This window comes from Herbaspirillum sp. BH-1 (genome assembly GCF_002870055.1).
Lineage (GTDB): Bacteria > Pseudomonadota > Gammaproteobacteria > Burkholderiales > Burkholderiaceae_D > Herbaspirillum > Herbaspirillum frisingense.
The window spans coordinates 264,811-282,658 of record NZ_PKOI01000006.1; the positions used below are offsets into that span (position 1 = coordinate 264,811).

Genomic DNA, 17,848 nt, shown 5'->3' on the forward strand with positions numbered 1-17,848 from the left:
CTGATCACGTCGGCTGAACACGTGGATTGATCCCCCCACATCGCCGGCGCCAAGTACTCACCAGCAAGCCGGCGCGACCCATGTTAGGCTAGTCGGCCCGCACCAGTCGGGTGCAATTCTTGCGCGGCAGATAAAAACCAGAAACGCCGCAGCGATATCAATAATTAGTCCGGAGACCGACCGTGCCACCCTCATTGCCCCCAGAGCCTGCTGCCGTTGACCGTCATCAGGTCGATTCCTCCTATGCCGTGCTGCGCCTGTGCATCACCATGGTCTTGATGGTCGTCGGGGCCAGCGGCATGTACGTGATGGCGGTGGTGCTGCCAGCGGTGCAGGCGCATTTCCAGGTGGATCGCGGCCTGGCGTCCATGCCCTACACGCTGACCATGCTTGGCGTGGGCGTGGGTGGTCTGCTGATGGGCCGCATGGCCGACCGCTCCGGCATCATGCGCCCCCTGCTGCTGGGCGGCGTCTGCCTGGGCGGAGGATTCATCGCCGCAGCGCTGGCGCCCAATATCTGGTTCTTCATGGCTGCGCACTGTGTGCTGATCGGCCTGCTGGGGACGGCCTGTACCTTTTCGCCGCTGGTGGCCGACACCTCGCTGTGGTTCCGCAAGCGACGCGGTATCGCCGTGGCGGTGTGCGCCAGCGGCAACTACCTGGGTGGCGCGATCTGGCCACCCATCGTCCAGCATTTCGTCGACAGTGTCGGCTGGCAGCAGACCTATATCGGCCTGGGCATCACCTGTACGCTGATCATGTGCTCATTGGCCCTGCTGATGCGCGCCCGTCCTCCGGTGCAGGAAAGTGGCACGACCGGCGCCCGCATCGGCGGCGGGCCGCGTCCCTTCGGCCTCTCGCCCGGTGCGGCGCAGTTGCTGCTATGCGTGGCCGGTGTGGCCTGTTGCGTGGCCATGGCCATGCCCCAGGTACACATCGTGGCCTACTGTGGCGATCTCGGTTACGGTCCGGCGCGGGGTGCCCAGATGTTGTCACTGATGCTGGCCTGCGGCGTGGTCAGCCGTCTGGTCTCGGGAGCCATCTGCGACCGCATCGGCGGCCTGCGCACGCTGTTGCTGGGTTCCATGCTGCAGGGCCTGTCGCTGCTGCTGTTCATCCCCTTCGACAGCCTGGCTTCGCTGTACATCATCTCGGCACTGTTCGGCCTGTTCCAGGGCGGCATCGTGCCGTCCTACGCCATCATCGTGCGCGAATACTTCCCGGCCGCCGAAGCCGGCCAGCGGGTCGGGGCGGTCATCATGGCGACCATGTTCGGCATGGCCCTGGGCGGCTGGATGTCGGGCAAGATCTTCGACCTGACCGGCTCCTATCACGCCGCCTTCGCCAACGGCATCGCCTGGAACCTGCTCAACCTCGGTATCGCGGTCCTGCTGCTGACCCGTGCGCGCGGCATGCGCTTGCGGGCGGCCTGATCAGGCCAACAGCGGGTGGACATCAGGGCGAAGATTGGGCCGAAGATCGGGCGCACAGCACGGTCGTAGTTGGCAGCGTAGCGGCTTTCAGCTACGCTGCCGGGTCAACCGATCAATGCATTTCCAAGCGCCCATTCCGCCATGCTCATCCTCTTCCTCAAGGCCGTGGTCCTGATCCCGATCACGCTGCTGCCCATCCTCAATCCGTTGGGCATCGCACCGGTGTTCGCCAACCTGCTGGGCAACGTCAGCCGCAGCACCGAGAAGCGTATTGCGCGCCAGGTGGCCATCAATTGCTGGTTCATGCTGGTGGCGGCGATCTTCATCGGTTCGCACGTGCTGACCTTCTTCGGTATCTCGCTGCCCATCGTGCGCGTGGGTGGTGGCCTGCTGGTGGCGGTATCGGGCTGGAAGCTGCTCAACGACAACAGCCAGGACAGTTCCATCCCCACCCAGGTTGCCAAGACCTATGACGAAGACCTGCCCGACGAAGAGATCAAGGCGCGCAGCTTCTATCCCATGAGCTTTCCCCTCACCGTGGGACCGGGCACGATTGCCGCCTCCATCACGCTGGGTGCCAATACGCCCACGCGCCTGCTGGACTGGGTGATTTCGGTGGGCAGCGCTGCGCTGGGTGCCGCGCTGACGGCGCTGGTGATCTTCCTCTGCTACAACTACGCCCACAAGCTGGTCAACCTGATGGGGCGCCTGGGCACCATGGTGGTGCTGCGCCTGTCAGCCTTCATCCTGTTGTGCATCGGTATCCAGATCTTCTGGTCGGGATTGTCGGCCTTGCTGGCCGAGGCGGGGATCAGCGGGGTCGCGCCGTAAGGCAAGGGATAAGGGGTAGGCGGCTACTTCAGCCAGCCCAGTTCATCCAGCGCGTCCTGCACCAGCTCCAAGCGGAGCACGGGGTTGTCCAGCGCCAGCAGGCTCTGCTTGAGTTCGACGGTGATGGGCATCATCTCGGCCCAGCGGTTGGCGACCCAGCCGCAATCGTCCAGCCGGTAAGGCGCCGCGATCGGCACCTCGCTCTCCGGCAGGCCCTGGCGCAATACCGACTGCAGCAGGTTGTCCAGCGCCTGCGCGGTGTTGCCCAGTTCCTCGGGAATCGTCACGGCGCGATCGGCTTCCATCATTTCTACCTGGGCCGTCCACAGGCCATGCTTCTGCTGTTCGGCCTGCAGGATGCGGAAGCGCTCGTCACCCAGGCAGGCCACCCGCATCAGACCGGGGGATGGCGTGCTCCACTCCTTGATGCGGGCCATCGTGCCCACGCCGACGAAACGCTCGCTCTGTCCCGGACGACGGACCTCGGAGCCTGCCGTCAGGGCCACCACGCCGAAGCCACTGCCTTCGGCAATGCACTTGCCGATCATGTCCAGATAGCGCACCTCGAAGATCTGCAGTGGCAGCCGCCCTTCGGGAAAGAGCGTGCTGGCCAGCGGAAACAGCGGGATGGTTCGGGCCGAGATCGGCGGGCGCGGGGTGGCGGGGGCAGCGGGCATCATCACTCCTGATGGCGATCAGTCATGAGCGCAGAGCATACCTGTTCTCGGCCACGCATTCATAGCGTTGCACGATGTAGCCGTTGTCATCCACGCTCTCCAGATAGACGTCGAACTGCCACAGCCGCGCCATGTGCCGCAGCACCTCGTTGGTGCTGTCGCCCAGCGAGCGGCCGTCGCTGCGGAAGTGGCGCAGCGTCAGGCTGCGGTTGCCGCGCGTGTTGACCGACCAGACCTGGATGTTGGGCTCGCGGTGGTTGATGTCGTACTGCCGCGAGAGGGCCTGGCGCACATACTGGAAGCCCCGCTCGTTGTGGATGGCCGAGACCTCGATCTCGCTGCGCGCCTCATCGTCCAGCACGGCGAACATGCGCATGTCGCGCATGAGCTTGGGCGAAAGATACTGGGCGATGAAGCTCTCGTCCTTGTAGTTGCGCATCACGTATTGCAGGGTATCGAGCCAGTTGCTGCCGGCGATCTCGGGGAACCACTCGCGGTCTTCATCGCTCGGGTGTTCGCAGATGCGGCGGATGTCGCTCATCATCGAGAAGCCCAGGGCATAGGGATTGATGCCGTTGTAATAGGGCTTGGTGATGGGCGGCTGGAACACCACATTGCTGTGCGAATGCAGGAATTCCATCATGAAGCCATCGGTCAGGCGACCCTGGTCGTAGAGGGTATTCAACAGCGTGTAATGCCAGAAGGTGGCCCAGCCCTCGTTCATCACCTGGGTCTGGCGCTGCGGATAGAAATACTGGCCGACCTTGCGCACGATGCGGATCACCTCACGTTCCCAGGGCTCCAGCAAGGGCGCGTTCTTCTCGGCGAAGTAGAGCAGGTTTTCCTGCGGCTCGGAGGGGAAGCGGCCTTCGACAGCAGCGGCGGCCGTTTCCTTCTTCGCCGGCAGGGTGCGCCAGAGTTCGTTGACCTGCGACTGCATGTAGGCTTCGCGCTCGCGCTGACGCGCCTTTTCCTGTGCCAGCGACAGCCGTTGCGGGCGCTTGTAGCGATCCACGCCGTAATTCATCAGCGCATGGCAGGAGTCCAGCAGCTCCTCGACCCGCTCGAAGCCATGACGCTCTTCGCACTCGGCAATGTAATTGCGTGCATACACCAGGTAATCGATGATGGCACTGGCATCGGTCCACAACTGGAACAGGTAGTTACCCTTGAAGAAGGAGTTGTGTCCGTAGGCCGCGTGAGCGATGACCAGGGCCTGCATGGTCATCGTGTTCTCTTCCATCAGGTAGGCGATGCAAGGGTCGGAGTTGATCACGATCTCATAGGCCAGGCCCATCTGGCCGCGCTTGTAGTCGCGTTCGGTCAGCATGAAGTGCTTGCCGTAGGACCAGTGCCGATAGTTGACCGGCATGCCGTGCGAGGCATAGGCATCCATCATCTGTTCGGCCGAGATGATTTCCAGCTGGATGGGATAGATGTCCAGCTCGTAACCCTTGGCCACCCGGGCGATTTCATCGTTGTAGCGTTCGATCAGATCGAAGCTCCAGTCGGAGGGGCAGGGCAGGGGGTCATGCTTGAAGCGGCTGTTCATGCGTGCACCTGCTTTTCAAAGAGTTCGCGGAAGACCGGGTAGATCTCGGCGGCAGACTGCACCTTCTTCATGGCGAAGTGCGGGTGCGACTCGATCAGTTGCATGTACTCGGTCCACAGGTTCTGTTCCGGATCGGCCACCTGGATGTAGGCGAAGTAGCGCGTCAGCGGCAGGATGGCCGACTCCAGCAGCTCGCGGCATTTCGGGGAATCGTCGTTCCAGTTGTCGCCGTCGGAGGCCTGCGCACCGTAGATGTTCCATTCGCTGGGAGAGTAGCGCTTGGTGATGATGTCGTGCATCAGTTCCAGCGCGCTGGAGACCACCGTGCCGCCGCTTTCCTGGGAATGGAAGAAGGTGTTCTCATCGACTTCATCGGCGCGGGTGTGATGGCGGATGAAGACCACTTCGATGTGCTCGTAATTGCGCGTGAGGAAGAGATACAGCAGGATGAAGAAGCGCTTGGACAGATCCTTGCGCTGCTCATCCATCGAACCCGATACGTCCATCACGCAGAACATCACCGCACGGCTGGAGGGTTGCGGTTGACGCACCCGGTTCACATAGCGCAGGTCGAAGGGGTCGATGAAGGGGATGCGCAGGATGCGGGCGCGCAAATGCTTCACTTCCTCTTCCAGCAACTGGATGTCGGCGCTGTGCTCCTCGGGTTTGCGCTTCATTTCGGCCAGCGTTTCCTCGGCCACGTCGAGCTGGCGCTGCAGCGGACCGCCCAGGGCGATGCGGCGGCCCAGCGAGGAACGCAGCGAACGCACCACGTCGATGTTGTTGGGCGAACCGTCGACCGAATAACCGGCGCGCTGGTTCTTCCAGTTCGGTACCTGCAGCAGGTTGGTTTCCACCAGGCGTGGCAGTTCCAGGTCCTCGAAGAAGTAATGCATGAATTCTTCGCGGGTCAGTTCGAAGGTGAAATCATCCTGTCCTTCGCCGTCGTTACTGGCACTGCTGCCGCCTCCGCCGCCGCTGCCACCGTTCTGGCGCGGGATGCGGTCACCCTGCAGGTAATCCTGGTTGCCCGGATGCACGGCTTCGCGCTTGCCGCCCTTGCCGTGATGGAAGAAGGGCTCCGAGACATCCTTGCGCGGGATGCTGATGCTCTTCGACTTTTCGAGATCGGTGATACTGCGGTCGCGCACGGCGTCCGCCACCGAACGTTGGATATGCCCCTTGAAGCGCCGCAGGAAGCGCTCCCGGTTGGCGATGCTCTTGTTCTTGCCAGCCAGCCTGCGGTCGATGATCTGATGCAGCACTCGGTTCTCCTGCTAGTGGTCGGCGGTGCGCCAGGCGCACGGCGCCGAAGGGTCGCCGCGCGCATCGCCACGCATGCCGCGGACGATGCGCAACAGCGGCGCTTACGAGGACTTGCGCACGCGCAGGTACCATTCGCACAGCAGGCGCACCTGCTTGGGCGTGTACCCCTTGCTGACCATGCGGTTGACGAAGTCTTCGTGTTTCTGCATTTCCTCGGTGGAGCCCTTGGCATTGAAGGAGATCACCGGTAACAGGTCTTCGGTGTTGGAGAACATCTTCTTCTCGATCACCACGCGCAGCTTTTCATAGCTGGTCCACAGCGGGTTCTTGCCACCGTTGTTGACCCGGGCGCGCAGTACGAAGTTGACGATCTCGTTGCGGAAGTCCTTGGGATTGCTGATGCCGGCCGGCTTCTCGATCTTTTCCAGTTCCGCATTCAGGGCGGCGCGGTCGAAGCTCTCGCCGGTGTCGTGATCGCGGTATTCCTGGTCCTGGATCCAGAAGTCGGCATAGGTCACGTAACGATCGAAGACGTTCTGACCATATTCCGAGTACGACTCCAGGTAGGCGGTCTGGATTTCCTTGCCGATGAATTCGGCATAGCGCGAGGCCAGCGTGTCCTTCACGAAGGAGAGGTATTTCTGCTCGGCTTCCTGCGGGAACTGTTCACGCTCGATCTGCTGTTCCAGCACATACATCAGATGCACCGGATTGGCCGCGACCTCGGTGGTATCGAAGTTGAACACCCGCGACAGAATCTTGAACGCAAAACGGGTGGAGATACCGTTCATGCCCTCATCGACACCGGCATAGTCGCGGTACTCCTGATAGGACTTGGCCTTGGGATCGGTGTCCTTCAGGTTCTCGCCGTCATAGACCTGCATCTTGGAGAAGAGGCTGGAGTTTTCCGGCTCCTTCAGGCGGGTGAGGACCGAGAACTGCGCCATCATCTTCAGCGTGCCCGGCGCGCAAGTGGCCTTGCCCAGCGAAGAGCTGCGGATCAGTTTTTCGTAGATCTTGATTTCTTCGGACACGCGCAGGCAATACGGCACCTTGACGATGAAGATACGGTCCAGCAGCGCTTCGTTGTTCTTGTTGTTGCGGAAGGCCTTCCACTCCGATTCGTTGGAGTGGGCCAGGATGACGCCATCGAAGGGAATCGCGCCAAAGCCTTCGGTGCCCTTGAAGTTGCCTTCCTGGGTTGCCGTCAGCAGCGGGTGCAGCACCTTGATGGGCGCCTTGAACATTTCCACGAATTCCAGCAGGCCCTGGTTGGACAGGCACAGCCCGCCCGAATAGCTGTAGGCGTCGGCATCGTCCTGCGAATACTGTTCCAGCTTGCGGATATCGACCTTGCCCACCAGGGTCGAGATGTCCTGGTTGTTCTCGTCGCCCGGTTCGGTCTTGGAAATACCGATCTGGCGCAGGATCGACGGGTAGCGCTTGACCACGCGGAACTGGCGGATGTCGCCGTTGTACTCGTGCAGTCGCTTGACGGCCCAGGGGCTCAGGATGGGTTTGAGGTAGCGACGCGGGATGCCGTACTGTTCCTCCAGGATGGCGCCATCCTCGTCATAGTCGAACAGGCCCAGCGGCGATTCATTGACCGGCGAACCCTTGATGGAATAGAAGGGCACCTGCTCCATGAGCTGCTTCAGGCGCTCGGCGATGGAGGACTTGCCGCCGCCCACCGGACCCAGCAGGTAGAGAATCTGCTTCTTCTCTTCCAGGCCCTGGGCGGCATGGCGGAAATAGGAAACCACTTGCTCGATCACTTCTTCCGCGCCGTAGAACTCCTTGAAGGCGGGATAGACCTTGATGACCTTGTTGGCGAAGATGCGCGAGAGGCGCGGATCTTCCCGGGTGTCGACCTTCTCCGGCTCGCCGATGGCCATCAGCATCCGTTCGGCAGCCGATGCATAGACTGCCGGGTCGTTCTTGCAAAGATTCAGATACTCTTCAAGCGATAATTCTTCTTCTCTGGTCTTGTCGAACCGGCTTGCAAAGCTGCTGTAGATATCCATACCACCTCCGTCGCTCTCAAAAAAGTACGAAACAGATTCATATGTCTGGACTTGCCATCTGCGGTTATCGAAGAACGCGTCGGTGACTCTGGAAAGCGTCATTGCCGGTGTGTTCTTTGAAAGCCGTAGCATCTACAGCGTGATGCGAAGAACTTTTCAGTTCTGTTTTTTATTCTAGTCCTTTTTTACTTCGTCTTTTGCTTCCAGGTAGTGATCCATTGTGACCAGCATGGTTCATCTGATGCGAAGATTTTCTGAACTCCCGGAAGTCATGGTGAAAATGATCCATCCGCCGGGAACGATCCCTTCGCGCCATTCTTTCGCGCTATTTGCGAAGCAATCTTCTGTCCATGCTCTTTCAATGTGCGGATTGCTGTAGCGGTTGACCTCACGGTGCGCTATTTTCGCGCAGCGTGCCATCGTAAAAACCCTGATGGCCGTCGGGAGAAAACCGGCAGACAATATCCGCCTGGTCAGATTGGCAGGCGTTCCCGCCTGTGTTTGTCGTCTCCTGGTTGCGGTGCGATTTGCACACTGATGACTACCCCTAGTTCCTTATAGCTGGAATCGTGCCAGCCCGGTATGACTTATTTCTACCAGCGGCGTGGAGCCACCATCTTTTTTGTAACGAGGGCGGTCGCAAGCCTGGGGTGTTGCTGTTCTGCCTCATCCCGTGAGCCAGTACGGCGCTGTGAAATGCTTTAGATGATTTTCGCAGTTAGGCATGAGGCGTGTGCATGGACTCCATGCGTTGGCAGAATTGCAGTGGCGGAAGGGGATGGGAATCACGTCGTCATGGCAATTTCTTTCCTGTCCCTGTCGTCGGCGAGGCTAATCTGCCACGTTCCTGTCGCGAACTCGGCCGTTGGCTGCCATCAGCGGCCTCAAAAGCACATAAGTCATTGACAGCTAAGTAGAAAATGCAGTCTAATTCAGGGTTCACCATCTGAAGAATTGCGCGCGGTGCCGTCGCAGTGCTGTTTCAGTTGCAGGTCGCCCGATTACCCCGGTAAGCCAGGCCGCCAGCGACAGAGGCCAACAAATGGTGTCAGCGATGCAGGGGCTGCCGGCTTATATGGCGGCAGGGCATCGGTGATGCGGAACAGGCACACCGAAAGCGGTTCCAGAATTCCGATTTATTTTTGCTGTTTGCTCCAAGGCAGCCCAACTTAGCGAGTCCAACATGAAACGTACTTACCAACCTTCCGTCGTGCGTCGCAAGCGTACCCATGGTTTCCGTGCCCGTATGGCAACCCGTGGCGGCCGTGCCGTGATCAACGCCCGTCGCGCCAAGGGCCGCAAGCGTCTGGCTGCTGTTTAAGCCAGGGCATTGCGCTGCCGTTTCGTGTGACGGACGTCCGCTCACCGCTTCCAGCACGTCAAGCAGGCGACTTCCCACGCGATCGGCGAATCGTTAAAACGGATGAGTTTTCATCCGTTTTTCGTTTGCGCCCCGTGTATCGTACCGAGCACTTCGTGTTGTATGCGCGCCGTAACAGCCTGCCACAGGCCCGCCTGGGCGTGGTTGCGGCCAAGCGGCTCGCGCCGCGTGCCGTGACCCGCAATACGATCAAGCGTGCCACGCGCGAGCTGTTCCGCCAGGCCGAACTGCCCGCCGTGGATTGCATCGTGCGCCTGTCGCGCCCGGTCAATGCACGCAAGGATCCGGCCCGCAGTGCCAGCGTCAAGGCCATGCTGCGGGCCGAGTTGCTGCAGTTGTTCGCCTTCTTGCCGAACGCGCCGGCATTTGCCAGGAAATAGGAAGTGATGAAAACGCCTTTGCTCCTGCTGTTACGTGCCTACAAGCTGGGAGTAAGCCCGTTCCTGGGGCAGAATTGCCGTTTCTATCCCAGCTGTTCCGACTACGCCGCCGAGGCGGTGCGCGTGCATGGCGCGCTCAAGGGCAGCCTCCTGGCCGGCAAGCGCCTGTGCAAATGCCATCCCTGGCATGCCGGCGGACTGGATTTCGTGCCGGGTTCGGCCGAAGCGCGGGCGCATGCGATGAGCCAGTCTTCCGCGTCTTCTCCCGATTTTCCGAATACTTCGTCGCAGCCCCCGGCTGCGCGGGTTTCTCCCCCTGTGGCCGCTGACGGTTGCAGCCACTCCTGAACTCATCAATACGCATATGGATATCAAACGTACCGTCCTGTGGGTTGTATTCTCCTTCTCCCTGCTGCTGCTCTGGGATAGCTGGATGCGCCATAACGGACATCAGTCGATGTTCTTCCCGTCGGCCACCCCGACTCAGGAGCAAGCCGCCGCCAATCCGGCCGCACCCACCGCCAGCCCGACCGGTTCGCCTGTCCCGCAGGCAGGTACGCCGGCGCCGGCCGCTGCCGGTACCCCTGGCGCAGTGCCGGGCGCGGACGGCAACGCCGTGGCGACCAAGGGCGAAACCATCACCATCACGACCGATCTGGTGAAGGCCAGCATCGACACCGTCGGTGGCGAACTGAAGCGCCTGGAACTGCTCAAGCAGCCGGACGTGGTCGATCCGACCAAGAACGTGGTGCTCTTCGATTCCGAGCCCGGCCATATGTACCTGGCCGAGTCGGGCCTGATCGGCGGCCCCTTCCCCAACCACAAGACCATCTTCACCGCCCAGCCGGGTCCGCGTTCGCTGGACAACGGCAATGAAGTGCAACTGGTGCTGGTGGCCGACCAGGGTGGTGTGAAGCTGACCAAGACCTACACCTTCAAGCGCGACAGCTACCTGATCGACGTCAAGCACACGGTGACCAACGCCACCGGCGCGGCCATCAATCCCTCGCTGTACCTGCAGCTGGTGCGCGACGGCAACAAGCCGGGCGGCGAGTCGCACTTCTACAGCACCTTCACCGGCCCGGCCGTCTACAGCGACAGCGAACACTTCGAAAAGCTGGACTTCGAGAAGATCGCCAACGGCAAGCAGCAGCACGTGAACAAGGCCGACAACGGCTGGATCGCGATGGTGCAGCACTACTTCGTCTCGGCCTTCATCCCGCCGGAGAAGGCCCAGCGCGACGTCTTCAGCAAGAAGGTCGGCGACAACCTGTATGCGGTCGGTTCCATCCTGCCGCTGGGTACCGTGGCGCCGAACGCCAGCGTGACCATGGACAGCCAGCTGTACTCCGGCCCCACCGTCTCCAAGACCCTGCAGGCCATCGCCCCGGGCCTGGACCTGGTGCGTGACTACGGCCACCTGACCGTGATCGCCGAGCCCATCTTCTGGCTGATGACCCACATCCACAACCTGGTGGGCAACTGGGGCTGGACCATCATCCTGCTGACGGTGCTGATCAAGCTGGTGTTCTTCCCGCTGTCGGCTGCCAGCTATCGCAGCATGGCCAAGATGAAGGCGGTCTCGCCCAAGATGCAATCCATCCGTGAACGCCACAAGGGTGATCCGCAGGCCATGAACCGCGAGATGATGGCGCTCTACAAGACCGAGAAGATCAACCCGCTGGGCGGCTGCCTGCCCATCGTGATCCAGATCCCGGTGTTCATCGCGCTGTACTCGGTGCTGCTGGCATCGGTAGAAATGCGCGGCGCGCCGTGGCTGGGCTGGGTGCATGACCTGACCGCACCGGACCGCCTGTTCGGCACCATCCCCTACTTCAACATGCCCATCGGCCTGCTGCCCATCATCATGGCTGCCTCGATGTTCCTGCAGACCAAGCTGAACCCGACCCCGCCGGACCCGGTGCAGGCCAAGGTGATGATGTTCATGCCGCTGGTGTTCTCGTTCATGTTCTTCTTCTTCCCGTCCGGCCTGGTGCTGTACTGGGTGACCAACAACATCCTGTCGATCGCGCAGCAATGGGTGATCACCCGCAATATCGAGAGCGGCAAGACCAAGTAAAGCTGGTTCCTGCAGGCCATCAAAGGAAAAACCCGTGGATTCCACGGGTTTTTTTTCGGTCTTACGCGCTCGTCAGGTTTAACATTGTCTTTACCGCTGGCCCGAAGGGGGGATCCGGCGTGTTTTGATCACACAACAACAAGTAGACGCAGATGACTTTCGATTCTTCTCCCATTGCCGCCATCGCCACCGCTCCCGGACGCGGCGGCATCGGCGTGGTCCGCATTTCCGGCAAGAACCTGGCACCGGTGATCCGCGCGGTGTGCGGGCGCGACAGCCTGGCGCCGCGCCACGCCACCTACCTGCCTTTCCTCAACGAGGACGGCAGCGCCATCGATCAGGGTCTGGCGATCCATTTCCCGGGCCCGCATTCCTACACCGGCGAAGACGTGCTCGAACTGCAGGGCCATGGCGGCCCGGTGGTGATGCAGATGTTGCTGGCACGCTGTGTCCAGGCCGGCGCCGAGATCGGCCTGCGCCTGGCCGAGCCGGGTGAATTCACCCAGCGTGCCTTCCTCAACGACAAGATCGACCTGGCCCAGGCCGAGGCCGTGGCCGACCTGATCGAAGCCACCACCGAGGCGGCCGCCAAGTCGGCCTCGGAGTCGCTCTCCGGCGCTTTTTCCAAGGTGATCCACGAGCTGGTCGATCAGGTCACCCGGCTGCGCATGCTGGTGGAGGCCACGCTGGACTTCCCCGAGGAAGAGATCGACTTCCTCAAGCAGAGTGATGCACGTGGTCAGCTGGCCACCATCCGCAGCACGCTGGAAGATGTCTTCCGCCATGCCGCCCAGGGCGCCCTGCTGCGCGATGGTCTCAACGCCGTGCTGGCGGGCAAGCCGAATGTCGGCAAATCCTCGCTGCTCAATGTCCTGGCCGGTTCGGACGTGGCCATCGTCACCCCCATCGCCGGTACCACCCGCGACAAGGTGACCCAGACCATCCAGATCGAAGGCATGCCGCTGAACATCATCGACACCGCCGGTATCCGCGAGGCTGGCGCCGATGGCAGTGGCCCCGACGAGGTCGAGCGCATCGGCATCGAACGCACCTGGGCCGAGGTGGCCAAGGCCGATGTCATCCTGCACATGCTGGATGCCGACCGTGGACCGACACTGGAAGACGAAAATATCACCGCCCGTTTCCCCGAGGGCGTGCCGATCATCCGCATCTGGAACAAGATCGACCGTTCCGGCCACAAGCCGGCGGTGGACCAGATGCCCGACGCCACCCATGTCTACCTGTCGGCGGCCGAAGGGCAGGGCGTGGAGTTGCTGCGTGGAGAACTGCTGCGCATCGCCGGCTGGCAGCAGACGGTGGAATCGCGCTACCTGGCACGTGAGCGCCACCTGCTGGCCTTGAAGGCGGCCGATGAGCACCTGGCCCAGGCAGCGGCCCATGCGGCCCTGGACAACGAGGCCGGCGAGCACGCGCTGGACCTGTTCGCCGAAGAGTTGCGGCTGGCGCAGGAGCGCCTGTCCAGCATCACCGGCAAGTTCACTCCGGATGACCTGCTGGGCGTGATCTTCTCGCGTTTCTGTATCGGCAAGTAGGTGTGGCACCGATGGGGACGGGGATGGTGCGGATGCCATTCCTGACAGATTCCCCACAGTCCACTGCAGAATTGCAACGGATGTTACAGCGTGTAAAAAGCTTGGAGGCGGGAAGCGAGCATCGTTATTCTGAAGTTCCTCCCCCTCCAATTCATCACCCCTGAGAATTGGATTTAACCCGCCGCCGCAAGGTGCGCGGGTTTTTTTATGGCTGGCGCGGCCGTGCAGCCGCCACACCCTTTGCTGCCCTGCACGAAAAAGGCGGCACTGCTAATATGCCTGCTGCCTGAATTCATCCCTCAAAAACAACTTCACAGGAAAAGAGCATGTCCGCCAATCCGCGCAACGCCGACTACCCCATCGATCCGCAATTCCTGAACCGCTGGTCCCCCCGCGCCTACAACGGCGCCGAGATTTCCGAAGAAACCGTACTGACCTTCCTGGAAGCCGCCCGCTGGGCGCCCTCTGCCTACAATGCCCAGCCCTGGCGCTTCGTCTACGCCCGTCGCGGCACGCCTGCATGGGACAGCCTGCTGGGCCTGCTCAACGAATTCAACCGCGCCTGGTGCGCCAACGCGTCGGTCCTGATCGTTGTGCTGTCGCGTACCGTCATGCTGCCCCCTGGCGCGACCGAAGTCGTCCCGGCCCCGACCCACTCCTTCGACACCGGCTCGGCCTGGGGCTACCTGGCCCTGCAAGCCTCGCTGTCCGGCTGGCATGCCCACGGCATGGCCGGTTTCGACAAGGACAAGGCCCGTACCGAACTGAACGTGCCGGCCGAATTCTCGGTGGAAGCCATGGTCGTCATCGGCAAGCTGGGCGACAAGTCCGTCCTGCCGGAAGGCCTGCAAGCCCGCGAAGTCCCCAGCCCGCGCGAACCGCTGTCGAAGCTGGCATTCGAAGGCAAATTCAAGGCGTGAGCCTGACCGTAAAATATTTCGCAATTTTATGGAGAGGGGCTAGCTTTTTAAAAAAAGCTCTCCTATAATAGCGTTCTTTCAGCAAGCAAAGACGGCTGAAACGGTTTTAGGAGTGGTAGTTCAGTTGGTTAGAATACCGGCCTGTCACGCCGGGGGTCGCGGGTTCGAGCCCCGTCCGCTCCGCCAAATAAAACGCCTCGTTCGCAAGAACGGGGCGTTTTTGTTTTTGCGCAGCAAAAACCTGTGGAGTGGAGGGAGCCGCCTGCGCGGCTCCGGGCGGGGCGAGAAGGGAATCGCTTGCAAGCGATTCCGCGGCCTGCGCATGTGTAGGAGAGCCCCGTCCGCTCCGCCAAATAAAACGCCTCGTTCGCAAGAACGGGGCGTTTTTGTTTTTGCGCTTGTATAAACAAGCGGACTAGCCGCGTTGCACGTGGTCTTCGCCGGTTTAGCCCGCAGCCGTACGTATCCATTCCCTGAATGCCTTCACCGCCCGCATGCCGGCGTCTCCCCGGCGATAGCACAGGAAGTGCATTTCCTTCTGGATGGGCTTGAAGACATTCTCGTCCAGCCGCACCAGGTCTCCGCGCGCCAGTTCGGTCTCGGCGAAGCGCGCCGTCTCCAGCGCCACGCCCAGGCCATCGACGGCGGCGGCTACTGCCAGCGAGCCACGGTCGAAGGAGGGATGGGCGCGCGGCGGCAGGCGCACGCCGTGCAGGTCGAACCAGTCCTTCCAGCGCACCGGATTGAGCTTGGATTCGATCAGGGTGAGTTCCAGCAGATCCAGCGGCCCACGGATGGCATGACGCTGCAGCAGAGCCGGAGAGCACAGCGGTACGGTCGGTTCCATGCCCAGGGCTTCGACGAGGACGCCATCGCGGTGCGGCGGGGCGCCGTAGGCAATGTCGATATCGATGGCGGCATCGCGCTGCAGGTCGATGGGCTCGGCACTGGTGGACATCTGCAGGGTGATCGCCGGATGCGCCTGCATGAACTGCCCCAGGCGCGGACTCAACCACTTGCTGGCAAAGCTGGGCGCGCAATGCACCGCCAGCACGGCCCGCTCATCGGCCTGGCGGAACACCGCACAGGCGTCTTCGATCGCATCGAAGGCCGGGGAGAGCTTGCCCAGAAACAGCTGCCCCTGGAGGGTCAGCGTCACCCGCCGGGTCTGGCGGATGAACAACTCCTTGCCGCACCACTCCTCGAGCGAGCGTACCTGGTGACTGATGGCCGAGGTGGTCAGGTGCAGCTCCTGTGCCGCCAGTGTGAAACTGCCCAGCCGGGCAGCAGCCTCGAAGGCACGTAGCGAGAAGAAGGAAGGCAGTTTGCGCATGGCGGATGGCTGGCAGGGTGGAGTGTGCGGCGGAACGGCTTATGGTTGAGCCAGATTCAACAATCGGTGAAAACAGGTCTTTTGTCAACGCGCGGGCGTACTGCCACCATGGCAGCCAGCCGTCAGGAAGACTACCTGCGCCCCTTCATTCCCGATAACAGGAGACCGCATCATGCTCGACACCGTCAAACGCACATCTGTCTACCAGCCCGAGCAATTGGGCCTGAGGTTCCCCGAGATTCCCGAGTTCAAGAGCTTCGACGAGCAGCGCCTCTACCTCAAGAAGCGCCTGGTCGCGGCCTGCCGCGCCTTCGCACAGCAAGGCTTCGACTACGGTTTCGCCGGCCACCTGACGGTGCGTGACCCGGAACGTCCCCACCTGTACTGGACCAATCCGATGGCCGTGCATTTCAATCAGGTGCGTATGTCCAACCTGATCCTGGTGGATCACGAAGGTCGCGTGGTCGAAGGTGACTATGCTGTCAACCGCGCCGGTTTCGTGTTGCATGCGGCCGTGCACGAAGCGCATCCCGAGATCGTCGCCATGTGCCATGCCCATACCGAATACGGCACCGCTTTCTCCACGCTGGGCCAGCCGCTGTTGCCGATCAGCCAGGATGCCGCCGCCTTCTTCGAAGACCACGTGGTCATCGGCGACGAGGCTGGTCAGGTCGCCGTCGAGGTCAAGGCCGGGCATCGCGTGGCCAATGCCTTTGCCGGCGTGAAGGCGGCCATCCATCAGAACCACGGGCTGTTGACCGCCAGCCGCCACAGCATCGAATCGGCCGCCTTCTGGTTCATCGCCCTGGAACGCTGCTGCAAACAGCAGTTGCTCATCGCCGCCAGCGGCCAGACGCCGCGCCTGGTGCCCGAAGACAAGGCCCGCTACAGCCGCGAACACGTCGGGAGCGACTATATCGGCTGGTTACACTTCCAGCCCATCTACGACGACCTGGTGGCGACCCAGCCCGACATGTTCACCTGAGCCGGCAATAGCGGCCGAGCCCCCGCAGAGGCGGCCGGCCAGCAATACCCCATCACAACGGAGACCCCATGACCACCACTATCGCCACCGGCCACGCCGGGCTTGCGCCGGCCGCCGAAGAGCGGCTCTATGCCAAAGTCACCTGGCGCCTGATTCCCTTCCTCTTCATCTGCTACGTGGTCGCCTATCTCGACCGCGTCAACGTCGGTTTCGCCAAGCTGCAGATGCTGAATGAACTGCAGTTTTCCGAGGCCGTGTACGGTCTGGGCGCCGGCATCTTCTTCCTCGGGTATTTCATCTTCGAAGTACCCAGCAACCTGATGCTGCATCGCTTCGGCGCGCGCCGCTGGATTGCCCGCATCATGTTCAGCTGGGGCATCATCTCCGGCGCGATGATGTTCGTGCAGACGCCTACCGTCTTCTACATCATGCGCTTCCTCCTGGGCGTGGCGGAGGCCGGCTTCTTCCCTGGCATCATTCTCTACCTGACCTACTGGTACCCCTCGGCCCGGCGCTCCAAGGTGACGTCGCTGTTCATGACCGGCATCCCCATGGCCGGGGTACTGGGCGGTCCGCTGTCGGGCTGGATCCTGGCGACCTTCGATGGTGCGCATGGCATGGCGGGATGGAAGTGGCTGTTCCTGATCGAAGCCTTGCCTTCGCTGCTGCTGGGCGTGATGGTGCTCAAATACCTGGACGACGGGATCAACAAGGCTTCCTGGCTCAACGATGACGAGAAGCGCCTGCTGCAGGCCAATATCGACGCCGACGACGCCAAGGTCAGCGAGCATTCGATGCTGGGCGGATTCCGACATCCGATGGTGTGGGTGCTGTCGGCGGCCTACTTCGGTTTCATCATGGGCCTGTACGGCATCGGCTTCTGGTTGCCAACGTTGATCAAGGCCTCCGGTGTGAGCAGCCCTGAAACCATCGGCTGGCTGGTCGCCATCCCCTATGCTGCCGCCACCCTGGCAATGATCTGGACCAGCACGCACTCCGATCGCACCGGTGAACGCCGCTGGCACGTGGCCCTGCCGGCGCTGTTGGGGATGGTCGGCCTGATTGCCAGTACCCTGCTGCCGCAGACGCCGCTGGTGGCCGTGGCCACGCTGACGCTGGCGACCATGGGCATCATCACCGGCCTGGCGCAGTTCTGGTGTCTGCCACCGGCCTTCCTGCGGGGTGCCGCTGCCGCCGCAGGGATCGCAGTCATCAACTCGGTGGGCAACCTGGCGGGCTTTGTCAGCCCCTTCATCGTCGGCTGGATCAAGGATGTCACGCACAGCACCAACAACGGCCTGTATGTGATCTCGGCCAGCCTGGTCGTGGCGGCGGCGATTGCCCTGTCGATGGCCAGGGAGAAGGTCAACCAGCCACGTTGACTGGCCGTCTCTAAAAATAAAGCCGGGACATCGCAAGATGCCCCGGCTTTG

At 61.9% G+C, this 17,848-nt stretch carries 15 protein-coding genes and 1 tRNA gene; 11 read left to right on the forward strand and 5 right to left on the reverse strand.

From position 1 onward, the window contains the following. Nucleotides 1-269 precede the first annotated feature (269 nt). Both HBH1_RS10970 and HBH1_RS10975 read left to right on the forward strand, forming a co-directional pair. On the forward strand, nucleotides 270-1,433 hold the full coding sequence (locus tag HBH1_RS10970) for an MFS transporter (RefSeq protein ID WP_369878614.1): 1,164 nt from the start codon (nucleotides 270-272) through the stop codon (nucleotides 1,431-1,433). 141 nt (nucleotides 1,434-1,574) lie between these two features. Next, a complete protein-coding gene (locus HBH1_RS10975) occupies nucleotides 1,575-2,264 on the forward strand; it encodes a MarC family protein (RefSeq protein WP_102662785.1) in 690 nt (229 codons plus the stop codon). Nucleotides 2,265-2,287: 23 nt separating this feature from the next. Here the strand turns inward: HBH1_RS10975 and HBH1_RS10980 are convergent, their stop codons facing one another. The 4 genes from HBH1_RS10980 to HBH1_RS10995 form a co-directional block, all read right to left on the reverse strand. After that, nucleotides 2,288-2,941, reverse strand: a complete 654-nt coding sequence (locus tag HBH1_RS10980; protein WP_077236298.1) for an LON peptidase substrate-binding domain-containing protein — start codon at nucleotides 2,939-2,941, stop codon at nucleotides 2,288-2,290. A 22-nt stretch (nucleotides 2,942-2,963) separates the two neighbouring features. Then, the gene (locus HBH1_RS10985) at nucleotides 2,964-4,493 is read right to left on the reverse strand and encodes a SpoVR family protein (protein ID WP_102662786.1); all 1,530 of its coding nucleotides are present in this window, start codon (nucleotides 4,491-4,493) and stop codon (nucleotides 2,964-2,966) included. Then, a complete protein-coding gene (locus HBH1_RS10990; RefSeq protein ID WP_102662787.1) occupies nucleotides 4,490-5,758 on the reverse strand; it encodes a YeaH/YhbH family protein in 1,269 nt (422 codons plus the stop codon). The genes HBH1_RS10985 and HBH1_RS10990 overlap by 4 nt, the downstream gene beginning before the upstream one ends. A 102-nt stretch (nucleotides 5,759-5,860) precedes the next feature. Further along, entirely contained in the window at nucleotides 5,861-7,783 is a 1,923-nt protein-coding gene (locus tag HBH1_RS10995; RefSeq protein WP_102662788.1) for a PrkA family serine protein kinase, read from the reverse strand. A 1,183-nt stretch (nucleotides 7,784-8,966) separates the two neighbouring features. Here HBH1_RS10995 and rpmH point away from each other — a divergent pair. The 7 genes from rpmH (at nucleotide 8,967) to HBH1_RS11030 (ending at nucleotide 14,283) form a co-directional block, all read left to right on the forward strand. Continuing rightward, entirely contained in the window at nucleotides 8,967-9,104 is a 138-nt protein-coding gene (gene rpmH, locus HBH1_RS11000; protein WP_006461360.1) for a 50S ribosomal protein L34, read from the forward strand. 26 nt (nucleotides 9,105-9,130) lie between these two features. Next, entirely contained in the window at nucleotides 9,131-9,544 is a 414-nt protein-coding gene (gene rnpA / locus HBH1_RS11005) for a ribonuclease P protein component (protein ID WP_102662789.1), read from the forward strand. A gap of 6 nt (nucleotides 9,545-9,550) precedes the next feature. Next, nucleotides 9,551-9,892, forward strand: a complete 342-nt coding sequence (yidD, locus tag HBH1_RS11010; RefSeq protein WP_102662790.1) for a membrane protein insertion efficiency factor YidD — start codon at nucleotides 9,551-9,553, stop codon at nucleotides 9,890-9,892. A gap of 16 nt (nucleotides 9,893-9,908) precedes the next feature. Then, nucleotides 9,909-11,624: a membrane protein insertase YidC gene (yidC, locus tag HBH1_RS11015; RefSeq protein ID WP_006461363.1), complete on the forward strand. Its 1,716-nt coding sequence runs from the start codon at nucleotides 9,909-9,911 to the stop codon at nucleotides 11,622-11,624. Between the two features lie 152 nt (nucleotides 11,625-11,776). After that, nucleotides 11,777-13,177 carry a tRNA uridine-5-carboxymethylaminomethyl(34) synthesis GTPase MnmE gene (gene mnmE / locus HBH1_RS11020; RefSeq protein WP_006461364.1) on the forward strand — a complete coding sequence of 467 codons (1,401 nt, stop codon included), beginning with the start codon at nucleotides 11,777-11,779 and terminating at the stop codon, nucleotides 13,175-13,177. Between the two features lie 326 nt (nucleotides 13,178-13,503). Then, nucleotides 13,504-14,097 carry a nitroreductase family protein gene (locus tag HBH1_RS11025; protein ID WP_102662791.1) on the forward strand — a complete coding sequence of 198 codons (594 nt, stop codon included), beginning with the start codon at nucleotides 13,504-13,506 and terminating at the stop codon, nucleotides 14,095-14,097. A gap of 109 nt (nucleotides 14,098-14,206) precedes the next feature. Continuing rightward, nucleotides 14,207-14,283: transfer RNA gene (locus HBH1_RS11030), tRNA-Asp, on the forward strand. Between the two features lie 259 nt (nucleotides 14,284-14,542). Here HBH1_RS11030 and HBH1_RS11035 read toward each other — a convergent pair. Continuing rightward, nucleotides 14,543-15,430 (reverse strand): LysR substrate-binding domain-containing protein, encoded by an 888-nt coding sequence (locus tag HBH1_RS11035; RefSeq protein WP_102662792.1) that lies wholly within the window; start codon nucleotides 15,428-15,430, stop codon nucleotides 14,543-14,545. Nucleotides 15,431-15,602: 172 nt separating this feature from the next. Here HBH1_RS11035 and HBH1_RS11040 point away from each other — a divergent pair, with 172 nt between their 5' ends. Together HBH1_RS11040 and HBH1_RS11045 are read left to right on the forward strand one after the other, a co-directional pair. Then, nucleotides 15,603-16,415 carry a class II aldolase/adducin family protein gene (locus tag HBH1_RS11040; RefSeq protein ID WP_006461377.1) on the forward strand — a complete coding sequence of 271 codons (813 nt, stop codon included), beginning with the start codon at nucleotides 15,603-15,605 and terminating at the stop codon, nucleotides 16,413-16,415. A 68-nt stretch (nucleotides 16,416-16,483) separates the two neighbouring features. Beyond that, nucleotides 16,484-17,797 carry an MFS transporter gene (locus HBH1_RS11045; RefSeq protein ID WP_102662793.1) on the forward strand — a complete coding sequence of 438 codons (1,314 nt, stop codon included), beginning with the start codon at nucleotides 16,484-16,486 and terminating at the stop codon, nucleotides 17,795-17,797. The last annotated feature ends 51 nt before the right edge of the window (nucleotides 17,798-17,848 follow it).

What these genes read in the sequence shown, in the direction of transcription:
- HBH1_RS11035 (WP_102662792.1), bottom strand. Translation starts at nt 15,430, where the DNA reads ATGCGCAAACTGCCTTCCTTCTTCTCGCTACGTGCCTTCGAGGCTGCT.
- yidD (WP_102662790.1), top strand. Translation starts at nt 9,551, where the DNA reads ATGAAAACGCCTTTGCTCCTGCTGTTACGTGCCTACAAGCTGGGAGTA.
- HBH1_RS11025 (WP_102662791.1), top strand. Translation starts at nt 13,504, where the DNA reads ATGTCCGCCAATCCGCGCAACGCCGACTACCCCATCGATCCGCAATTC.
- HBH1_RS11045 (WP_102662793.1), top strand. Translation starts at nt 16,484, where the DNA reads ATGACCACCACTATCGCCACCGGCCACGCCGGGCTTGCGCCGGCCGCC.
- HBH1_RS11040 (WP_006461377.1), top strand. Translation starts at nt 15,603, where the DNA reads ATGCTCGACACCGTCAAACGCACATCTGTCTACCAGCCCGAGCAATTG.
- HBH1_RS10985 (WP_102662786.1), bottom strand. Translation starts at nt 4,493, where the DNA reads ATGAACAGCCGCTTCAAGCATGACCCCCTGCCCTGCCCCTCCGACTGG.
- yidC (WP_006461363.1), top strand. Translation starts at nt 9,909, where the DNA reads ATGGATATCAAACGTACCGTCCTGTGGGTTGTATTCTCCTTCTCCCTG.
- HBH1_RS10980 (WP_077236298.1), bottom strand. Translation starts at nt 2,941, where the DNA reads ATGCCCGCTGCCCCCGCCACCCCGCGCCCGCCGATCTCGGCCCGAACC.
- rpmH (WP_006461360.1), top strand. Translation starts at nt 8,967, where the DNA reads ATGAAACGTACTTACCAACCTTCCGTCGTGCGTCGCAAGCGTACCCAT.
- HBH1_RS10970 (WP_369878614.1), top strand. Translation starts at nt 270, where the DNA reads ATGGTCTTGATGGTCGTCGGGGCCAGCGGCATGTACGTGATGGCGGTG.
- HBH1_RS10975 (WP_102662785.1), top strand. Translation starts at nt 1,575, where the DNA reads ATGCTCATCCTCTTCCTCAAGGCCGTGGTCCTGATCCCGATCACGCTG.
- mnmE (WP_006461364.1), top strand. Translation starts at nt 11,777, where the DNA reads ATGACTTTCGATTCTTCTCCCATTGCCGCCATCGCCACCGCTCCCGGA.
- HBH1_RS10995 (WP_102662788.1), bottom strand. Translation starts at nt 7,783, where the DNA reads ATGGATATCTACAGCAGCTTTGCAAGCCGGTTCGACAAGACCAGAGAA.